The sequence below is a fragment of the Geodermatophilus sp. SYSU D00691 genome, assembly GCF_054050275.1.
Window position 1 is genome coordinate 11,460 of sequence record NZ_JBJGYZ010000038.1, and the last position, 16,974, is coordinate 28,433.

The 16,974-nt window shown below is 75.2% G+C and carries 16 protein-coding genes; 2 read left to right on the forward strand and 14 right to left on the reverse strand.

Annotated features, from left to right (window positions below):
• Positions 1-6: 6 nt before the first annotated feature.
• Genes ACI797_RS22905 through ACI797_RS22930 form a run of 6 tightly spaced genes read right to left on the reverse strand, consistent with a single transcriptional unit; the run spans position 7 to position 6,740 of the window.
• Positions 7-1,188: a vWA domain-containing protein gene (locus ACI797_RS22905; RefSeq protein ID WP_456861732.1), complete on the reverse strand. Its 1,182-nt coding sequence runs from the start codon at positions 1,186-1,188 to the stop codon at positions 7-9.
• Positions 1,181-2,068: an AAA family ATPase gene (locus ACI797_RS22910; RefSeq protein ID WP_456861734.1), complete on the reverse strand. Its 888-nt coding sequence runs from the start codon at positions 2,066-2,068 to the stop codon at positions 1,181-1,183. Before ACI797_RS22910 ends, ACI797_RS22905 begins: the two co-directional genes overlap by 8 nt.
• Complete coding sequence (locus tag ACI797_RS22915; protein ID WP_456861736.1) at positions 2,061-2,927, reverse strand: XdhC family protein; 867 nt, start codon at positions 2,925-2,927, stop codon at positions 2,061-2,063. The genes ACI797_RS22910 and ACI797_RS22915 overlap by 8 nt, the downstream gene beginning before the upstream one ends.
• A complete protein-coding gene (locus ACI797_RS22920; protein ID WP_456861738.1) occupies positions 2,927-5,341 on the reverse strand; it encodes an aerobic carbon-monoxide dehydrogenase large subunit in 2,415 nt (804 codons plus the stop codon). Before ACI797_RS22920 ends, ACI797_RS22915 begins: the two co-directional genes overlap by 1 nt.
• The gene (locus tag ACI797_RS22925; protein ID WP_456861740.1) at positions 5,338-5,829 is read right to left on the reverse strand and encodes a (2Fe-2S)-binding protein; all 492 of its coding nucleotides are present in this window, start codon (positions 5,827-5,829) and stop codon (positions 5,338-5,340) included. The genes ACI797_RS22920 and ACI797_RS22925 overlap by 4 nt, the downstream gene beginning before the upstream one ends.
• A gap of 26 nt (positions 5,830-5,855) precedes the next feature.
• Complete coding sequence (locus ACI797_RS22930) at positions 5,856-6,740, reverse strand: FAD binding domain-containing protein (RefSeq protein WP_456861742.1); 885 nt, start codon at positions 6,738-6,740, stop codon at positions 5,856-5,858.
• A gap of 116 nt (positions 6,741-6,856) precedes the next feature.
• On the opposite strand from ACI797_RS22930, the gene ACI797_RS22935 reads away from it, so the two are divergent.
• The gene (locus ACI797_RS22935; RefSeq protein WP_456861744.1) at positions 6,857-7,780 is read left to right on the forward strand and encodes a LysR family transcriptional regulator; all 924 of its coding nucleotides are present in this window, start codon (positions 6,857-6,859) and stop codon (positions 7,778-7,780) included.
• Between the two features lie 42 nt (positions 7,781-7,822).
• Here the strand turns inward: ACI797_RS22935 and ACI797_RS22940 are convergent, their stop codons facing one another.
• Positions 7,823-8,131 (reverse strand): hypothetical protein, encoded by a 309-nt coding sequence (locus tag ACI797_RS22940; RefSeq protein WP_456861746.1) that lies wholly within the window; start codon positions 8,129-8,131, stop codon positions 7,823-7,825.
• 68 nt (positions 8,132-8,199) lie between these two features.
• The gene (locus ACI797_RS22945; protein ID WP_456861748.1) at positions 8,200-9,150 is read right to left on the reverse strand and encodes a hypothetical protein; all 951 of its coding nucleotides are present in this window, start codon (positions 9,148-9,150) and stop codon (positions 8,200-8,202) included.
• 723 nt (positions 9,151-9,873) lie between these two features.
• Here ACI797_RS22945 and ACI797_RS22950 point away from each other — a divergent pair.
• Entirely contained in the window at positions 9,874-10,554 is a 681-nt protein-coding gene (locus ACI797_RS22950; RefSeq protein ID WP_456861750.1) for a hypothetical protein, read from the forward strand.
• A gap of 438 nt (positions 10,555-10,992) precedes the next feature.
• Here ACI797_RS22950 and ACI797_RS22955 read toward each other — a convergent pair whose 3' ends face one another.
• The 6 genes from ACI797_RS22955 to ACI797_RS22980 all read right to left on the reverse strand — a co-directional run bounded on the left by ACI797_RS22955 (position 10,993) and on the right by ACI797_RS22980 (position 16,964).
• A complete protein-coding gene (locus ACI797_RS22955; RefSeq protein ID WP_456861752.1) occupies positions 10,993-11,964 on the reverse strand; it encodes an aldo/keto reductase in 972 nt (323 codons plus the stop codon).
• Between the two features lie 70 nt (positions 11,965-12,034).
• A complete protein-coding gene (gene mgrA, locus ACI797_RS22960) occupies positions 12,035-13,075 on the reverse strand; it encodes an L-glyceraldehyde 3-phosphate reductase (protein ID WP_456861754.1) in 1,041 nt (346 codons plus the stop codon).
• A 32-nt stretch (positions 13,076-13,107) separates the two neighbouring features.
• Complete coding sequence (locus ACI797_RS22965) at positions 13,108-13,794, reverse strand: class I SAM-dependent methyltransferase (RefSeq protein ID WP_456861756.1); 687 nt, start codon at positions 13,792-13,794, stop codon at positions 13,108-13,110.
• Positions 13,795-13,977: 183 nt separating this feature from the next.
• Positions 13,978-14,355 (reverse strand): hypothetical protein, encoded by a 378-nt coding sequence (locus ACI797_RS22970; RefSeq protein ID WP_456861758.1) that lies wholly within the window; start codon positions 14,353-14,355, stop codon positions 13,978-13,980.
• 20 nt (positions 14,356-14,375) lie between these two features.
• Positions 14,376-15,911 carry an MFS transporter gene (locus ACI797_RS22975; protein ID WP_456861760.1) on the reverse strand — a complete coding sequence of 512 codons (1,536 nt, stop codon included), beginning with the start codon at positions 15,909-15,911 and terminating at the stop codon, positions 14,376-14,378.
• An 84-nt stretch (positions 15,912-15,995) separates the two neighbouring features.
• The gene (locus tag ACI797_RS22980) at positions 15,996-16,964 is read right to left on the reverse strand and encodes an NADPH:quinone oxidoreductase family protein (RefSeq protein ID WP_456861762.1); all 969 of its coding nucleotides are present in this window, start codon (positions 16,962-16,964) and stop codon (positions 15,996-15,998) included.
• Between the last annotated feature and the right edge of the window lie 10 nt (positions 16,965-16,974).

The window sequence follows — 16,974 nt, forward strand, 5'->3', positions numbered from 1 at the left end:
CATCGGTCACCCTTCCGCCACAGCCGCCACCACCTCCTCCAGCGCCGCCAGGCTGTGCCCGCTGACGAACGCGTCGACGTGCGGCAGCGCGGCGGCCATCCCGCCGACCAGGGGCGCGTAGCCCTCCGCCGCCTTGCGCGGGTTGACCCACACGATGCGGTGCGCCAGCCGGCGCAGCCGCGCCATCGCCGCGGCGACGTCGTCCGGCTCGTCGAGCGCCCACCCGTCGGAGAGGACGACGACGACCGCACCCCGCGCCAGCCCGCGGCGTCCGTGGTCGGCGACGAACCGGCCGATGCTCGCGGCCAGCCGGGTGCCGCCGGCCCAGTCCGACGACGCCGCCCCCGCGCGGGCCAGCGCCGCGTCGGGGTCGCGCACCGACAGCTGCCGGGTGAGGCGGGTCAGCCCGGTGGCGAACACGAACGCCTCGGCCCGCGCCCCGGCCACCGCGCCCTGCAGCAGCGACAGGTACACGCGGGTGTAGGGCTCCATCGACCCGGAGACGTCGCAGAGCAGCACCAGCCGGCGGGGCTGCGTCCGCCGCTGCGCACCGACCAGCCGCACCGGGTCGCCGCCGGTGCGCTGGGCGCCGCGCACGGTGCGCCGCAGGTCCAGCCGCTCACCCCGCCGCCGGGTGGGCCGGACCCGCCGGCTGCGCCGGTGCGGTGTGACCAGCACCAGCGTGCGCACCACCCGCCGGACGCCGAGCAGCTCCTCGGCGGACAGCTCGGCGAACGAGGTGTGCCGCAGCCGCTCCTCGGCCGAGGCGGCGGCGAGCAGCACCTCCCGCCCGGCGTCCCCGCCCTCCCCCTCGCTGCCGGGCAGCGACACGTCGGCCTCGCCCGACCCGGTCCCCGGCGGGCGCTCCAGCGACGGCTCGTGCGGCGCCGGCCGGGTCCGCGGCTCCGAGCCGATCGCCGGCGGCGCGGTCGGGTCGCCGCGGCTGTCGGCGGGGTCCAGCAGGCCGTCGAAGACGGCGGAGAAGACGGCGTCGAAGGTGGGCAGCTGGGCGCGGTCGGTGACCAGCGCGACCCGGCAGGTCCAGTACAGCGCCTCGCGGTCGGTGGGCGGCACCAGCAGCAGCGCCCGCGCCAGGCCGACCGAGCGCTCCGGCGGGGCGGGCAGCCCGGCCCGGTGCAGCGCGGTCGTCAGCCCGACGGCGAGCGGGCCGGGGGCGACCTCAGGCACCGGCCAGCCACCCCGCACCACGGGCCTGCGCCAGCTCCAGGTCGTCGCGGTTCTTCAGCACTGCCCCCCACGTCGCCTCCACCGAGCCCGCGTCGAGCCGCGAGACCCCCAGCAGGCTCAGCGCGGCGACCCAGTCGACCGCCTCGGCGATCCCCGGCGGCTTGGTCATGTCCAGCCCGCGCAGCCGGGTCACCGCGGCGGCGGCGTCGAGGGCGAGCGGCTCGGCGCTGCCGGGCACCCGCCGGCGCACGATCTCGGCGACCCGCTCGGGCGACGGGTAGTCGATCCAGTGGTACAGGCAGCGGCGGGTCAGCGCGTCGTGCAGGTCGCGGGTCCGGTTCGAGGTGAGGACGACGATCGGCGGGTGGGCGGCGCGCACGGTCCCCAGCTCCGGCACGGTCACCGCCGCCTCGGCGAGCACCTCGAAGGTGAACGCCTCGAACTCCGCGTCGGCGCGGTCGACCTCGTCGAGCAGCAGCACCGCCGGCCGCGGCCCGGGGTGGGCGATCGCCTGCAGCAGCGGCCGGCGCAGCAGGTACCGCTCGCCGAACAGGTCGTCCTCGGCGAGCTCCGCCTCCCGGGCCTCGGCCAGCCGGATGGCCAGCAGCTGCCGCGGGTGGTTCCACTCGTACAGCGCCTCGGCGGCGTCGATGCCCTCGTAGCACTGCAGCCGGAACAGCGGGGTGTCCAGCACGCGGGCCAGCGCCTTGGCCGCCTCGGTCTTGCCGACCCCCGGCTCGCCCTCCAGCAGCAGCGGCTGGGGCAGGCGGACGGCGAGGAACAGCGCCGTGGCCAGCCCCGGGTCGGCGAGGTAGTCGACGTCGTCGAGGGCGGCGGCGAGCGCGGCGACGTCCGGGACCAGGTCCGCGACCTCAGGCATGGGCCGCCGGGTCGGCGAGGAAGGCACGGCGGCAGCCCTCGCCGCAGAACCAGGTGCGGACGCCGTCGACGTCGGCGTGCGGCGAGGACTCCACCGCGGCCACGGTCATGCCGCACACCGGGTCGACCGCGGTGACCGGCCGGGGAGCCGGCTCGGCCGCCGACCGGCGCGACGCCACGATCTCGGCCAGCACCGACAGCGCGATCTCCGCCGCCGTCCGGGCGCCGATGTCCAGCCCGGCCGGCGTGCGCACCCGCTCCGTGAGCTCCGCCGGCAGGTCGAGCGACGCCAGCACGGCGGCCCCGCGCCGACGGCTGGCGACCAGCCCGACGTACGGCACGCCGAGCCGCAGCGCCGCCGCCAGCGCCGGCTCCTCCCCGCGCCCGTGCGAGGCGACGACCACCGCCTCGGCGCCCTCGAGCGCGACGTCGTCCCCCCGCTCGACGGCGAAGCCGAGCGGCCGGCCCAGCTCGGCCAGCGCCTCGGCGATCGGCGAGCCGCCCACCACCACGACCAGCGGCGGCGGCACCCGCGGCTCGAGGAAGATCTCCACCGAGCCGCCGGAGAGGCACGGGTTGGCCACGGTGACCGCGCCCTCCTCGTCCGCAGCGGTGCCGACGCCGTCCGGCACGATCCGCAGCAGCAGCGGCTCGCCGCCCGAGAGCACCTTGAGCCCGTACTCGCGCACCGACGCCTCGGCGCACTGCCCGCCGACGAAGCCGTCGATCACCCCGTCGGCGCGCACCAGCGCGGTGTCGCCGGCGTGCGCGCTCGTCGGCCGCGAGGCGCGGACGACGGTCGCCTGCACGAACGGCACCCGCGCCCGCGCGAGTGCGTCGGCCGTCTCCAGCACCGACATCAGATCGGCGGGGTGGGCCGGCCCTGCATGGCCGCCCACACCCGGGCCGGGGTGCACGGCATGTCGACGTGGACGACGTCGAACGGCGCCAGGGCGTCGACGACGGCGTTCACCACGGCCGGCGGGGAGCCGACCGTCGCCGACTCGCCGATCCCCTTCGCGCCGATCGGGTGGTGCGGCGACGGGGTGACCGTGTAGCCGGTCTCCCAGTCCGGCACCTCCATGGCCGTGGGGATCAGGTAGTCCATGAACGACCCGCCGAGGCAGTTGCCCTGCTCGTCGAAGCCGATGAACTCCATGAGCGCCATGCCGACGCCGTCGGCCAGCCCGCCGTGGATCTGCCCCTCGACGATCATCGGGTTGATCCGGGTGCCGCAGTCGTCGACGGCGACGAACCGCCGCACGTGCACCTTGCCGGTGCCGGGGTCGACGTCCACGACGCAGATGTAGGCGCCGAACGGGAAGGTGAGGTTGGGCGGGTCGTAGGTGACCTCGGCGTCGAGGTTGCCGTCGACGCCGTCCGGCAGCGCCACCGTGCCGTGCGCGCCGAGCGCGACCTCCTGGATCGTCTTCGCCGCCGACGGGTCGCCTTTCACCGAGAAGCGGCCCTTCTCCCACTCGAGGTCCTCGGGCCGGGTCTCGAGCATCGCCGCGGCGATCGCCTTGGCCTTGTCGCGCACCTTGCGCGCGGCCAGCGCCACCGCTCCCCCGCTCACCGGCGTCGAGCGGCTGCCGTACGTGCCCAGGCCGAACGGCGTCTGGTCGGTGTCGCCGTGCACCACCTCGATGTCCTCGGGCGGGATGCCGAGCTCCTCGGCGACGATCTGCGCGAACGTCGTCTCGTGCCCCTGGCCCTGGGTCTGCACCGACAGGCGGACGACGGCCTTGCCGGTGGGGTGCACCCGCACCTCGGCGCCGTCGGCCATGCCCAGCCCGACGATGTCCATGTGCTTGCGCGGGCCGGCGCCGACGGTCTCGGTGAAGAACGAGACGCCGATGCCCATCAGCTCCCCGCGGGCCCGCTTCTCGGCCTGCTCGCGGCGCAGGTCCTCGTAGCCGATCTGCTCCATCGCCATGCGCAGCGCCGGCTCGTAGTCGCCGGAGTCGTACTCCCAGCCGGTCTTGTTCTTGTACGGGAACTGCTCGGGGCGGATGAAGTTCTTCAGCCGCAGCTCGGCCGGGTCCATCCGCAGCTCCTTGGCCAGGACGTCGACCATCCGCTCCACCAGGTACACGGCCTCGGTCACCCGGAACGAGCAGGCGTAGGCCACCCCGCCGGGCGCCTTGTTGGTGTAGACGCCGGTGACCGAGCAGTGCGCGGCCTCGAGGTCGTAGCTGCCGGTGAAGATCGAGAAGAACCCGGCCGGGTACTTGGTCGGCTGGGCGGTCGCGTTGAACGCGCCGTGGTCGGCCAGCACCTTGGTGCGGACGGCGAGGATCCTGCCCTCGCGGGTCGCCGCCACCTCGCCCTGCATGATGTAGTCGCGGGCGAACGAGGTGCTCATCAGGTTCTCGGAGCGGTCCTCGACCCACTTCACCGGCTTGCCGGTGACGATCGAGCCCACCACGGCGCAGACGTAGCCCGGGTAGATGCCGACCTTGTTGCCGAACCCGCCGCCGATGTCACCGGCGATGATCCGGATCTTGTGCTCGGGGATGCCGGCCACCATCGCGTAGAGGGTGCGGTGGGCGTGCGGCGCCTGGGTGGTCTCGTAGAGGGTGAGCTTGCCGTCGATCGGGTCGTAGTCGGCGATCGCGCCGCAGGTCTCCATGGGCGCCGGGTGCACCCGCGGGTAGACGACCTCCCGGCTGACGACGACGTCGGCGCGGGCGAAGACGGCGGCGGTCGCCGCGGCGTCGCCGGCCTCCCAGTCGAAGATGTGGTTGTCGGTGCGCCCCTCGAGGTCGTCGCGGATCACCGGGGCGCCGGGGTCCATCGCGCGGCGGGCGTCGATGACCGGCGGCAGGTCCTCGTACTCGACGTCGATGAGCTCGAGCGCGTCCCGGGCCGAGTAGCGGTCCTCGGCGACGACGAAGGCGACCTCCTGGCCCTGGAAGCGCACCTTGTCGGTGGCCAGGATCGCCATGACGTCGGCCGACAGCGTCGGCGCCCACGCGAGGTTGAGCCCCTCGAGGTCCTTGCCGGTGATGACGGCGTGCACCTTCGGGTGGGCCAGGGCCTCGGTGGTGTCGATGGAGACGATCCGCGCGTGCGCCAGCGGCGAGCGCAGGATCGCGCCGTGCAGCATCCCGGGCAGGACGACGTCGTCCAGGTAGCGGCCCTTGCCGCGGACGAACCGCGGGTCCTCCTTGCGCTGCACCCGCCCGAAGCCGATCGGCCGCTCGGGCGAGCTCATGGCGGGGTTCGGCTCGCGCTCCTGCGGCATCGCGGAGCGCTCGACCACGGTGGTCACGCCGTCACCTCCTGGTCGGTGGGGGCGGCGGCGGGGTGGGCGGCGGCCCACTGCACCGAGCGCACGATGGTGGCGTAGCCGGTGCACCGGCAGATCTGGCCGGAGATGGCCTCGCGGATCTCGCCCTCGTCCGGGTCGGGGTTGCGGTCGAGCAGCGCGCGGGCGGTCAGCATCATCCCGGGGGTGCAGAACCCGCACTGCAGGCCGTGCTCCTCCATGAAGCCCTGCTGCACCGGGTCGAGGGTGCCGCCCGCCGCCATGCCCTCCACGGTGCGGATCTCGTGCCCCTCGGTCATCGCCGCGAGCACGGTGCAGGACTTCACCGGTTCGCCGTCCATGAGGACGACGCAGGTGCCGCAGTTGCTGGTGTCGCACCCCCAGTGGGTGCCGGTGAGCCCGAGCGTGTCGCGGAGGTAGTGCACGAGCAGCAGCCGCGGCTCGACGTCCTTCGTGATCTCGGTGCCGTTGACGTTCGTGGTGATCTGCACGGGGTGCCTCTCTGCTCAGGCGGGGGTCAGGGCTGTGCCGCGACGAGGGACGAGGCGCGCGCGACGGCGCGGCGCAGCACGCGGCGGGTGAGCTCGTCGGCGAGGTGCCGCTTGTAGTCGACCGGGCCGCGCTGGTCCTCGACCGGCGAGCTGGCCTCGGCCGCGATCCGCCCGGCCTCGGCGAACAGCTCCTCGGAGGGCTGCTGCTCGCAGAGCGCCTCGAGCAGGCCGGGCACGCAGCCCTCGACGCCGAGCGCGGTGAGGCCGACCGTGACGTCGCAGATCCGGCCGTCGTCCTCGAGGACGACGGCGGCGCCGGCGGCGGCGACCGCCCAGTCGCCGACCCGCCGCTCGACCTTCTCGTAGGCGCTGCCCTGGCGGGCGCGGATCGGGAAGCGGACCTCGGTGATCAGCTCGTGCTGCTCGCAGGCGGTCTCGTACGGGCCGCGGTGCAGGTCGGCGATGCCGACGATCCGCTGCCCGGTCTTCCCGGTGATGACGATCTCGGCGTCGAGGACGTCGCAGACGGTGGTGAGGTCCTCGGCCGGGTCGGCCTGGCCGAGGGAGCCGCCGATCGTGCCGCGGTTGCGCACCACCGGGTCGGCGATCACCCGCTCGGCGTCGTGGACGATCGGGAACAGCCGCCCGACCAGCGGCGACGCCAGCAGGGTGGCGTGCCGGGTGAGGGCGCCGACCAGGAGGTGGTCGGGGGTCTCGGTGATGTGGTCGAGCTCGGCGAGGCCGTTGATGTCGATGACCCAGTCGGGCCGGGCCAGCCGCAGCTTCATCATCGGCAGCAGGCTGTGCCCGCCGGCGATGACGCGGGCCTCGGGGCCGTGGCGCTCGAGCAGGTCGAGCGCCTCGGCGACGCTGCCGGCCCGGGCGTAGTCGAACGGAGCAGGTGTCTGCACGGGCGCACCCCCTGACCGCGGGCCCCCACGCTGGAGCCCTGGTGGCGGCGAACCTTGTCCGCCCCCGCGGGCGGTGTCAACATCCCGATAAGCAACCCCTTAAGAGGGCGGTGGCCGTGACGTTCACCCAGCTCAGGACGTTCGCCCTCGTGGCCGAGCTCGGGTCCCTCCGCGCCGCCGCGGCCGCCCTGGGGGTGAGCGAGCCGGCCGTCTCCGCGGCGCTGACCGCCCTGCGCAACGACCTCGGCGACGCCCTCTTCGTGCGCACCGGCACCGGCATCGCGCTCACCCCCGGCGGCCGGGCGCTGGCCGGGCGGGCGCGGGAGCTGGTGCGGCTGGCCGACCGCACCCGCCGCGACGTCGTCGAGGCGACGTCGGAGGGCCGGCTGCGGGTGCACGCCACCCCGGCCTGCGCCGAGCACGCCGCCGAGCCGGTGGTCGCGGCCTTCACCCGCCGGTTCTCCGGGCACGGCGTGCAGATCTGCGCGGGCCCCGCCGAGGGCGCGGCGCACGCGCTGGCCGAGGACACTGCCGACATCGCCCTCGGCGGCCGGCCGGCGCCGCTGCCCGGGCAGCTGCTGGAGAGCGTGCCGTTCCTGCGCTGGTCGCGGGTGGTGGTGGCGGCGCCGTCCCTACCGGTGCCGCGGCGGGGGGCGGTGCCGGTGTCCGCGCTGGCCGGCTCGCGGTGGCTGGCCGGTCCGGCGGGCGTCGAGGAGCTCGACCCCGCCGGTCTCGTCGAGCGGCTCGACAGCGAGGCCGAGGCGCTGGCCGCCGCGCGGGCCGGCGACGGCGTCGTCCTGGCGCTGGCCCACCTGGTCGCCGACGACCTGCGCCGCGGCACGCTCGTGCGGGTGCCGGTGGAGGGCACCCCGGTGACCGGCATGTGGTGGGCGACGATCGCCACCGCGACGGCCACCGGGCCGGCCCGGGCCCTGCAGCGGTTCCTCACCACGCCCGACGCGACGACCGCGCTGCTCGCCCGCCCGCCGCGCACCGCCCGCCGCCCGGCACCCACGGTCCGCGTCGAGCTCTGGAGCTGATGGAGTGGATCCGTGCAGGTCACCCGCGCGGATCCACTCCGCTCAGGTGCGGTCGACGGGGCGGGCGCCGCGGACCGACTGCGCGGCACCCGAGCTGACGCCCTCGGTGCCGCCCTCCGCCGTCCCCTCCTCGGAGCCGGAGCCGTGGACGACCTGGCCCTGCGTCATCTCGGGGTCGTCGCGGACCTGCTCCACCGGCGCCTCGCCGGTCTTGTCGAACTGCCCGCGGTCGTGGACCTGCGCGACCCGGCTGCCGGCCTCGGCGACCTCGATGGCCTCGGCGATGTCGGCGCCGCTGCGGGAGTCGTCGGGCGAGGTGTCGGCGATCGGGTCGTCCTGGGGGTCGCTCATGGGGGTCTCCGCACGTCGTCGGGCCGGATGGCCGCCGAGTGTGGACCGGGCCGCACGCGGCGGCAAGGTCAGCCCTGCAGCTCCGCCAGCCGGGCGAGCGCGCGGTCGCGGGCGGCCGCCGCCTCCCCGGCGCGACGGCGGGCGGACTGCGACCGGCGCTGGGCGCGGGAGAGCTGCGCGGTGACCGAGTTGCACTCCTCGCGGGTGCGGGCGAGCTCGTCCATCAGCTCCTCGACCCGCGCCTCGAGCTCCTCCTTGCGGCCGGCCAGCTCGTCGGACCGCGCCTGCTCGCGCTCGGCGGCCGCGGCGGCGTCCTCCGCTTCCTCGGTCGCGTCGTCGGCGGCCTCCTGCGCCTCCGCGAACTCCTGACGCCGGCGCTCCTCGGCGGCGCGCCGGGCCTCCTCCTCGGCCTGCCGCCGCTTCTCCTCGGCGGCGCGGCGCCGCTCGTCCGCCGTCGTCCGCGCGGGGGCCTTCGCGGCGCGCTTCCGCGGCTCCGGCTCGGCGGTGCGCACCGGCGTCCGGACGACGCGCAGGTCGGGCCGCTGCCCGGTGCCGAGCCCGCTGTAGGACAACGGCGAGGTCAGCCGCCCCGAGAGCACCGCCTCACCGGCCTCCGGGTCGGCCATGGCGGCGCGCAGCGTCTCCTCCACCTGACCGGCCACACCGCTGCTGATGGGGTGGCCGAGCTGCCGGGCCAGCCCCACGACCTGCCGGCTGAGCGCGGCCAGCAGCTGGTTGCGCTGCACCGAGAGGGCCCGCAGCTGGTCGCCGGCGAGGCTCTCCTGCGCCTCGCGCAGCAGCCCGCCCAGCTCGACCAGCGACTCGAGCTCATCTCGGTGGTGGCGGACCAGCACGTTCGTCGCCCAGGCGGCCAGCGACGGCTTGGGCAGCTGGGAGACGGACTTCGCCAGGACGCGGTCGCCCTCGGCGCGGGCCTCCTCCTCGCGGGCGCGGCGGGTCGCGGTGAACTCCTCCGGCGGGATGCCGTACAGCTCGTCGGCGACCTCGTCGAAGTCCACGTCGTCCTCCCGTCCGGTGTGCGGCCGCAGCGACCCTGCCACGGCCGACGCCCACCAGGCAGACCTCGCGACCCGTCACGCCCCTGGAGGGTGACGTGCACGGCACCCCCGCCGACCGGAAAACCCCTGCTCGACGGCCGAAGGTGTCGTACCTGCTCCGTAGCACTGGTTGGTCGACCAGCCGGCTCCTCTCGCGCGGGTGCCGGTGGAGTGGATGACCCAGGAGCAGGTCGCCGCGGAGCTGCAGCGGATCGACCGCGACCGGGCCCGGGCCGCCGCCCGGGAGGCGGCGCTGATCGCCCGGTGCGCCGAGCACGAACCCGACGGCGACGACCCGGCACCGGGCACCCCCGGCGCGCGGTCGCGGTTGTGGCGGGTGTCGGAGCAGGAGTTTGCGGGGGTGAGCGAGTTCGCCCCCTCCCACCTGGGCGCGGTGGTGAACGTCAGCCCGGGCACGGCGGCGCACCGGATGCGGCGGGCGGTCACCTGGCGCGACAGCCTCCCGTCGACCCTGGCCGCGCTATCGCGAGGTGAACTCGACGAGCGGCGCGGGCAGGTCCTGGCCGACACCCTGGTGCACACCGCCCCCGCCCTGGCCCGCCGGGTGGAGGCGGTCGTGCTGCCCGAGGCCGGCGAGCTCACCTTCGCCGGGCTGCGGTCGCGCTGGAACTGGACCCGCAGGCCGCGGACGAGAACCGGGCGCAGGCGCAGCGCGACGCCGACGTGTTCGCCGAGCCGGCCGGGGACGGCATGGTCACCCTCGGCGCGCGGCTGCCCGCCGACGAGGCCGCCGAGGCCCTCGACCTCATCGGCGCCCTCGCCGCCGCGGCCAAGGCCGACGGGGACGCGCGGCCGATCGGGCAGCTCCGCGCCGAGATTTACTCCCTCCTGGCCCGCGGTGCGGCCGCCGGCCTGCTCGGCGCCCGCGCCCGCCTGCTGATCACCGCCTCCCTCGAGACGCTGGAGGGCAGCAGCACCGCACCGAGCCAGGTGAACGGGCAGGCGATCACCCCGGCGCACCTGGCCGAGCTGCTCCGCCGCACGGGCGCCCTCGGGCTGAGCACCCCCGAGGGCGGGAAGCTGGCGTTCGCGCTGACCGACGCGGCCGGCCGGCTGCTCGGTACGGTCACCGCCGCCGAGCTGCGGCGCCTGGTGCTCCATCTGTCAGCACACCCCTCACCGCTGCCACCGATGCAGGCGCAAACGGCTGGATGGTCGCCGCACCCGTCAGCCACCCTCGCGGCCGGCACGACGCTTGGGCTCGCCCCACCGATCCTTCTTGGACGGCGGCCTGGACGTCAGGTGCCAGCTGTGACATGCGGCGCATGGATACACGGTCCTCGGCGCCTTCGCGGCTCCGCCGGAGTTCCGCTTGCGGATGGCCTTCAACGCCAGTCTGGCTGATGTCAGGTCCGTGTAGCGCCGCTTCGTGCACTCCGCCATGCCAGCACCGTTCCACCGCACTGCGGGTCTGCCATAGACACGACCGGGTGCCCTGTCGACCCCGCCTGGGGGAGTCGCTGATGACTCACAGTGTCGTCGGGCGGCGCACCTCTCGTGACACCCCGTCCGATAACTTGTGCTGCCTGTGCCGGTCCCACCACCGGCTGAAGACCTTCGCCCAGGGCTGGACCTTCGTCCTGGATGCCGACGGCACCCTGCACGTCACCACCCCGACCGGCATCACCCGGATCACCCACCCGCCGGGCATGCGCCGACGACCACCACCCCGGCCCGAGCCACCGCCGGCCGGACCCGGCGACGACCCACCACCGTTTTGATCGACCGAGACACATGTCGGCCTGCCGAGAAGTCGACGAGCCGACATGTGCCCCCGCGCGATCAGCGCCCGAGCGGAGTCATGTCGGCGTAGCGGTCGCCGACCGGGGGCGCGATCGCGCCGAGCCGGGCCAGCTGCTCGTCGGTCAGCCGCAGGTCGTCGGCCGCGGCGTTCTCCTCCAGCCGGGCGACCCGCTTCGTGCCCGGGATCGGGACGACGTCGTCGCCCTGCGCCAGCAGCCAGGCCAGCGCCACCTGCCCCGGGGTCGCGCCGGCCTCGCGGGCGACCGCCTCGACCTCCTCGACGATGCGCAGGTTCTGCCGCAGCGCCTCCTCGGCGAACCGGGGGTTGGCCGTGCGGAAGTCCGAGTCGTCCATGTCCGACACCGAGCGGATCTGCCCGGTCAGGAACCCGCGGCCCAGCGGCGAGTAGGCGACGAAGCCGATGCCGAGCTCGCGCACCAGCGGCAGGATCTCCGCCTCCGGATCGCGGGTCCACAGCGAGTACTCCGTCTGCAGCGCGGTGACCGGGTGGACGGCGTGCGCCCGCCGGATCGTCTCCGGTCCAGCCTCCGACAACCCGATGGCGCGGATCTTCCCCTCGGCGATCAGCTCGGCGAGGGCACCGACGGTGTCCTCGATCGGGGTCCCCGGGTCGACCCGATGCTGGTAGTAGAGGTCGATGACGTCGGTGCCCAGCCGCCGCAGCGAGCCCTCGACCGCGCCGCGGATGTTCGCCGGGCTGCTGTCGTACCGGCGCGCGCCACCCGCGACGTGCGAGATGTTGCCGAACTTCGTGGCCAGCACGACCTCGTCGCGGCGGCCCGAGATCGCCCGGCCGACCAGCTCCTCGTTGGTGTACGGGCCGTAGATCTCGGCGGTGTCCAGGAAGGTCACGCCGAGGTCGAGGGCGCGGTGGATGGTGCGGATCGACTCGGCGTCGTCGCTGCCGGCGCCGGTGTAGAACGCCGACATCCCCATGCAGCCGAGACCGAGCCGGGGGACGTCGAGCGAGCCGAGGGAGACGTGCCGCATGAGGAACCCTTCGCGAGCGGATGAGGTGACCCCTCAACCGTAGGCGCCTCCGCTTCGGCTCGCAGGGCCCTTACGACAGGGTCTTCTCGCGGGCGCCCTGCCAGAGGTCGACCCCCGAGTCGGCCGCGTGCCGGTCGATCTCGGCCAGCTCGTCGGCGGTGAAACCCAGCCGCTGCAGCGCGCCGACGTTGTCCTCCAGCTGCCGCACGCTGCTGGCGCCGATGAGCACGGTGGTCACCCGCTCGTCGCGCAGCGCCCAGGCCAGCGCCATCTGCGCCAGCGACTGCCCGCGGCCGGCGGCGATGTCGTTCAGGGCGCGCACCCGGCCCAGCGCCTCCTCCGAGAGCAGGTCGGCGGACAGCGACTTGTCCTGGCTGGCCCGCGACCCCTCCGGGACGCCGTTCAGGTACCGGTTCGTGAGCATGCCCTGCGCCAGCGGCGAGAACGCGATGCAGCCGACCCCCTTGTCGGCCAGGACGTCGAGCAGCCCCTCGGTCTCGATCCAGCGGTTGAGCATCGAGTACGAGGGCTGGTGGATCAGCAGCGGCGTGCCGAGGTCGGCCAGGATCTCGGCGGCCCGGGCGGTGTCCTCCGGCGAGTAGGAGGAGATGCCGGCGTAGAGGGCCCGGCCCGAGCGGACGGCGGTGTCGAGCGCGCCCATCGTCTCCTCGAGCGGCGTCGTCGGGTCGGGCCGGTGCGAGTAGAAGATGTCGACGTAGTCCAGCCCCATCCGCCGCAGCGACTGGTCGAGGCTGGCCAGCACGTACTTGCGCGAGCCGCCGCCCTGGCCGTACGGGCCCGGCCACATGTCCCAGCCGGCCTTGGTCGAGACGACCAGCTCGTCGCGGTAGGCGGCGAGGTCCTCCCGCAGGTGCCGGCCGAAGTTGGACTCCGCGCTCCCGTAGGGCGGGCCGTAGTTGTTGGCCAGGTCGAAGTGGGTGATCCCGAGGTCGAACGCGCGGCGCAGGATCGAGCGCTGGCGGTCGAGCGGCACGTCGTCGCCGAAGTTGTGCCAGAGGCCCAGGCTGATCGCCGGCAGGTCCAGGCCGCTGCGGCCGCAGCGCCGGTAGGTCATGGAGTCGTAGCGGTCCTCGGCAGCGGTGTAGGCCATGGCCCCATCCTGGTCGCGCCCGCGCGCGGCGGTCAGCCGGGGTCGCGCCGCAGGCGCAGCGCCAGGAAGGCGGGCTCGGTGAGCAGCCGTCGGTGGGTCTCCGGGTCGACGTCGGCCATCGCCGGCTGCGGCCGCGGCTCGACCAGGCGGTCGAGCGCGAAGCCCGGCGCGGTGAGCTCGGCGAGCAGGTCCTGCAGCGGCATCCGCCAGGCCGGAACCCGCCAGCGCCCGCCGAAGCGGACCGTCGTCCGCTCGGTGGTGAAGTACGAGCCGCCTCCGTGCAGCCAGTCGGCCGTCGGGTGGGGTGTGGAGACGACGAGCCGCCCGCCGGGCCGGACCACCCGGGCGAGCTCGCGCAGCAGCTGCGCTCGGTCGTCGACGTGGTGCAGCACCAGCGCCAGGACGGCGTCGTCGAACGACCCGTCGGCGATGCCCAGGGGGCGCTCGAGGTCGTGCCGGACCAGCGGGACGCCCGGCCCGAGCCGCGCGCGGGCATGCCGGAGCAGCCGCGCCGACCCGTCGACGCCGACGACGTCCGCACCGCGGGCGACCAGCTCCGCCGTGAGGTGCCCGGCGCCGCACCCGGCGTCGAGCACCCGGCGGCCGGCGACGCCGCCGAGCAGGTCGAGCACCGCCGGCCGGTCGTAGTGGGCGTTGAAGGCGCTGCCGGTCGCGTGCGCGGCGAACCAGTCGGCGAGCTCGTCGTCGTAGCCGGCCACCCGCGCAGTCTGCCGGGCGCCGGTCAGCTGAGGCGCTCGGCCGGCGGGTGCCGAGCACCTCGGCGGAGCCGGTCAGCTCGAGGTAGGTCGGGAAGGCGCCGTCGGTGCGGATCGGCTCGGTGAAGGTGGCGTCGAGGGGCTGCGGTGTCGTCACGCGGGTCCGACCGGCGCGACGGCGCCAGCTCATCGGCCGAGCGCGTCCAGGCGTTCGTGCCGGGCGGTGCGCAGCAGGGGCGCCAGCCGCGGGTCGGCGAGGTCGTCCGCGGTCCGCACGGTCAGCTTGCGGAAGGACTTCCCGCTGCCCTCCAGCAGCCCGTCGTCGGGGAGGTCCGCGCCGCGGTTGAAGCCCAGGTTCAGGTGCCGGTCGAACGCCGCGACGTAGGCGTAGTGCTCGGTCATCTTCTTCGGGCCGACGCCGTAGCCGACGGTGCGCTGGTGCGGCCAGACGACCCGGACGACGGCCGGGTCCACCTCGTGCACCAGCGCGTCGACCGCCCGCACGAGGTCGGCCACCTCGGGGGTCAGGCGGGCGAGGAGCACGTCCAGATCCGGTTCGGCCACGGGTCCTTCCTACCGCCGGGTCAGCCGGCCGAGCGGCCCGCCGGCTGCGACGGGTGGAGCTGGGGGCCGGCGACGCCGCAGTGGACGCACTCCTCGACCCGCAGACGAGCCGGTTCCCCGGGGACCGGTTCCGCGGCGGCCGCCAGCGGCCGGCGGACCATCACCGCCGCGATCACGCCTCCGGTGACGAGCATCGCGGCGAGGATGAGCACGGCGGTCCGGAACCCCGCGTCGAAGGCCGCCGGATCGGCGTAGTCGTCGCCGCCGATGCCCGCCGCCACCGGGACGACCGCGACCGCCAGCAGCCCCGCCGCGCGGGCGACCGCGTTGTTCACGCCCGAGGCCACGCCGGCGAACCGGTCCGCGGCCGAGGCGAGCACCGTGGCCGTCAGCGGCGCGACGAGCAGGGTCAGCCCGGCGCCGAAGACCACCGTGGCCGGCAGCACGTCGGCGACGTAGGAGGCGTCCGGGCCGATCCGCAGCATCAGCAGCACCCCGGCCGCGCAGACCAGCGGGCCCACGGTCAGCAGGGGCCGCGGTCCGATGCGCTGCGCCAGGGCGCCGACCCGGGCCGAGAACAGCAGCATGAGCACCGTGACCGGCAGCAGCGCCGTGCCGGCCAGCAGGGGGCTGAAGCCGGAGACGACCTGCAGCTGCAGGACCAGCACCACGAACAGGGCGCCCAGCGCCGCGTAGACCAGCAGCGTCACCAGGTTCGCCGCCGTGAACTGGCGGTTGCGGAAGAGGACCGGGGGCACCAGCGGGTGCGGCGAGCGGAGCTCCACCCGGACGAAGAGCGCGAGGGCGAGCAGCCCAACGACGCCGGTCCCCACCACCACGGCACCGGCCCCGCTCTCGCCGGCCGCCGTGAGCGAGTAGGTCAGCGCGCCGAGGCCGACGACCACGAGCACGGTGCCCGCGATGTCGAGGTGCGGGGCCGCGGCCGGGTCCCGGGTCTCGGGGACGTGCCGCACGGCCACCCACACGACGAGGACGGCGAGCGGCAGGTTGAGCAGGAACACCGCCCGCCAGTTCCAGTCCACGAGCCAGCCGCCCAGGAACGGCCCGATCGCGCCGGCCACGCCGCCGAGCCCCGACCAGGCGCCGACCGCGGCGGCCCGGTCGCTCTGGGCGAACGTGGCGGAGATGATCGCCAGGCTGCCCGGGGTGAGCAGCGCGCCGCCGACCCCCTGCAGCGCGCGGGCGGCGACGAGCGTCTCGATGTTCGGCGCCAGCCCGCACAGCAGCGACGCGACGGCGAACCAGCAGGTGCCGATGACGAAGATCCGCCGCCGGCCGTACCGGTCGCTGAGCGAGCCGCCGAGCAGGATCAGCGCCGCCAGGGTCAGGGTGTAGGCGTTGACCGTCCACTGCAGACCGGCGAACCCGGCCCCCAGGTCGGCGCCGATCCGCTCCAGCGCCACGTTCACCACGGTCGCGTCGAGCAGGGCCAGGCTGGACCCCAGCACCGTGGTGAGCAGCACCCACCGCGCCCGCGGCGTCCCCATGCGCAGGCCGTGCTGCCCGACGACGGGCCCGGGTCCCTCAGGGTCCATGTCCGCCGTCCCTCCGCCGCCCCGTCCGCCGGTCAGCTTCGACCCCTGGTGGGGTCGGCGTCCACCGGTTGCGCGGTGCTCCCGTCAGGTGCGGACGCGCAGCAGGACCTTGCCGGTCGCGCGGCGCTCGTCGAGCTCGGCGATCGCGGCCGCGGCGTCGGCGAGGTCGTGGGTGGAGCCCAGCACCGGCTGCAGCGCGCCCCGCTCCAGCAGCGGCAGCAGGTCGCGCCACTGCTCGGCCACGTACCCCGGGTCCCCCAGCCAGAAGGCGCCCCAGCCGACGCCGAGCACGGAGATGTTGTTCAGCAGCAGCCGGTTCACCTTGACGGTGGGGATCTCCCCGCCGGTGAAGCCGAGGACGAGCAGCCGCCCCTCCCGGGCCAGGCTGCGCAGCGAGTCGGTGAAGCGGTCGCCGCCCACCGGGTCGACGACGACGTCGACGCCCCGCCCGCCGGTCAGCTCCTTGACCCGGTCGCGGAAGCCGTCGGCGAGCACGACGTCGTCGGCGCCGGCCGTCCGCGCCACCGCGCCCTTCTCCTCGGTGGACACCACCGCCAGCACGTGCGCCCCGTAGGCCTTGGCCAGCTGGATCGCCGCCGTCCCCAGCCCCCCGGCCGCGCCGTGCACCAGCACGCTCTCGCCGCTGCGCAGGCCGCCGCGGCGGGTCAGCGCGAAGTGCATGGTCAGGTAGTTCATGGGCAGCGCCGCGCCCTGCTCGAACGACGTCCCGTCGGGCAGCGGGAAGACGAACTGCGGGTCGGCGGCCGCCACCTCGGCGAAGCCGCCGAAGCCGGGGAAGGCCGCCACCCGCTGGCCCTCGGTGAAGCCGCTGCCCTCCGGAGCGCGCCGGACGGTGCCGGCGACCTCGCTGCCGGGGACGAACGGCAGCGGGGGCTTGACCTGGTACTCGCCGCGGCTGAGCAGCACCTCGGGGAACGTCACCCCGGCGACGGCCACGTCGATGAGGACCTTGTCCTCGTCGGTGGGCTCGGGGACGTCGGCGAGCTGCGCCGCTCGCGGGCCGTCGAGGGTGGCGATCTGGACTGCGCGCACGAGACCTCCT

What these genes read in the sequence shown, in the direction of transcription:
- ACI797_RS22940 (WP_456861746.1), bottom strand. Translation starts at nt 8,131, where the DNA reads ATGAGCGACCCCCAGGACGACCCGATCGCCGACACCTCGCCCGACGAC.
- ACI797_RS22975 (WP_456861760.1), bottom strand. Translation starts at nt 15,911, where the DNA reads ATGGACCCTGAGGGACCCGGGCCCGTCGTCGGGCAGCACGGCCTGCGC.
- ACI797_RS22910 (WP_456861734.1), bottom strand. Translation starts at nt 2,068, where the DNA reads ATGCCTGAGGTCGCGGACCTGGTCCCGGACGTCGCCGCGCTCGCCGCC.
- mgrA (WP_456861754.1), bottom strand. Translation starts at nt 13,075, where the DNA reads ATGGCCTACACCGCTGCCGAGGACCGCTACGACTCCATGACCTACCGG.
- ACI797_RS22955 (WP_456861752.1), bottom strand. Translation starts at nt 11,964, where the DNA reads ATGCGGCACGTCTCCCTCGGCTCGCTCGACGTCCCCCGGCTCGGTCTC.
- ACI797_RS22915 (WP_456861736.1), bottom strand. Translation starts at nt 2,927, where the DNA reads ATGTCGGTGCTGGAGACGGCCGACGCACTCGCGCGGGCGCGGGTGCCG.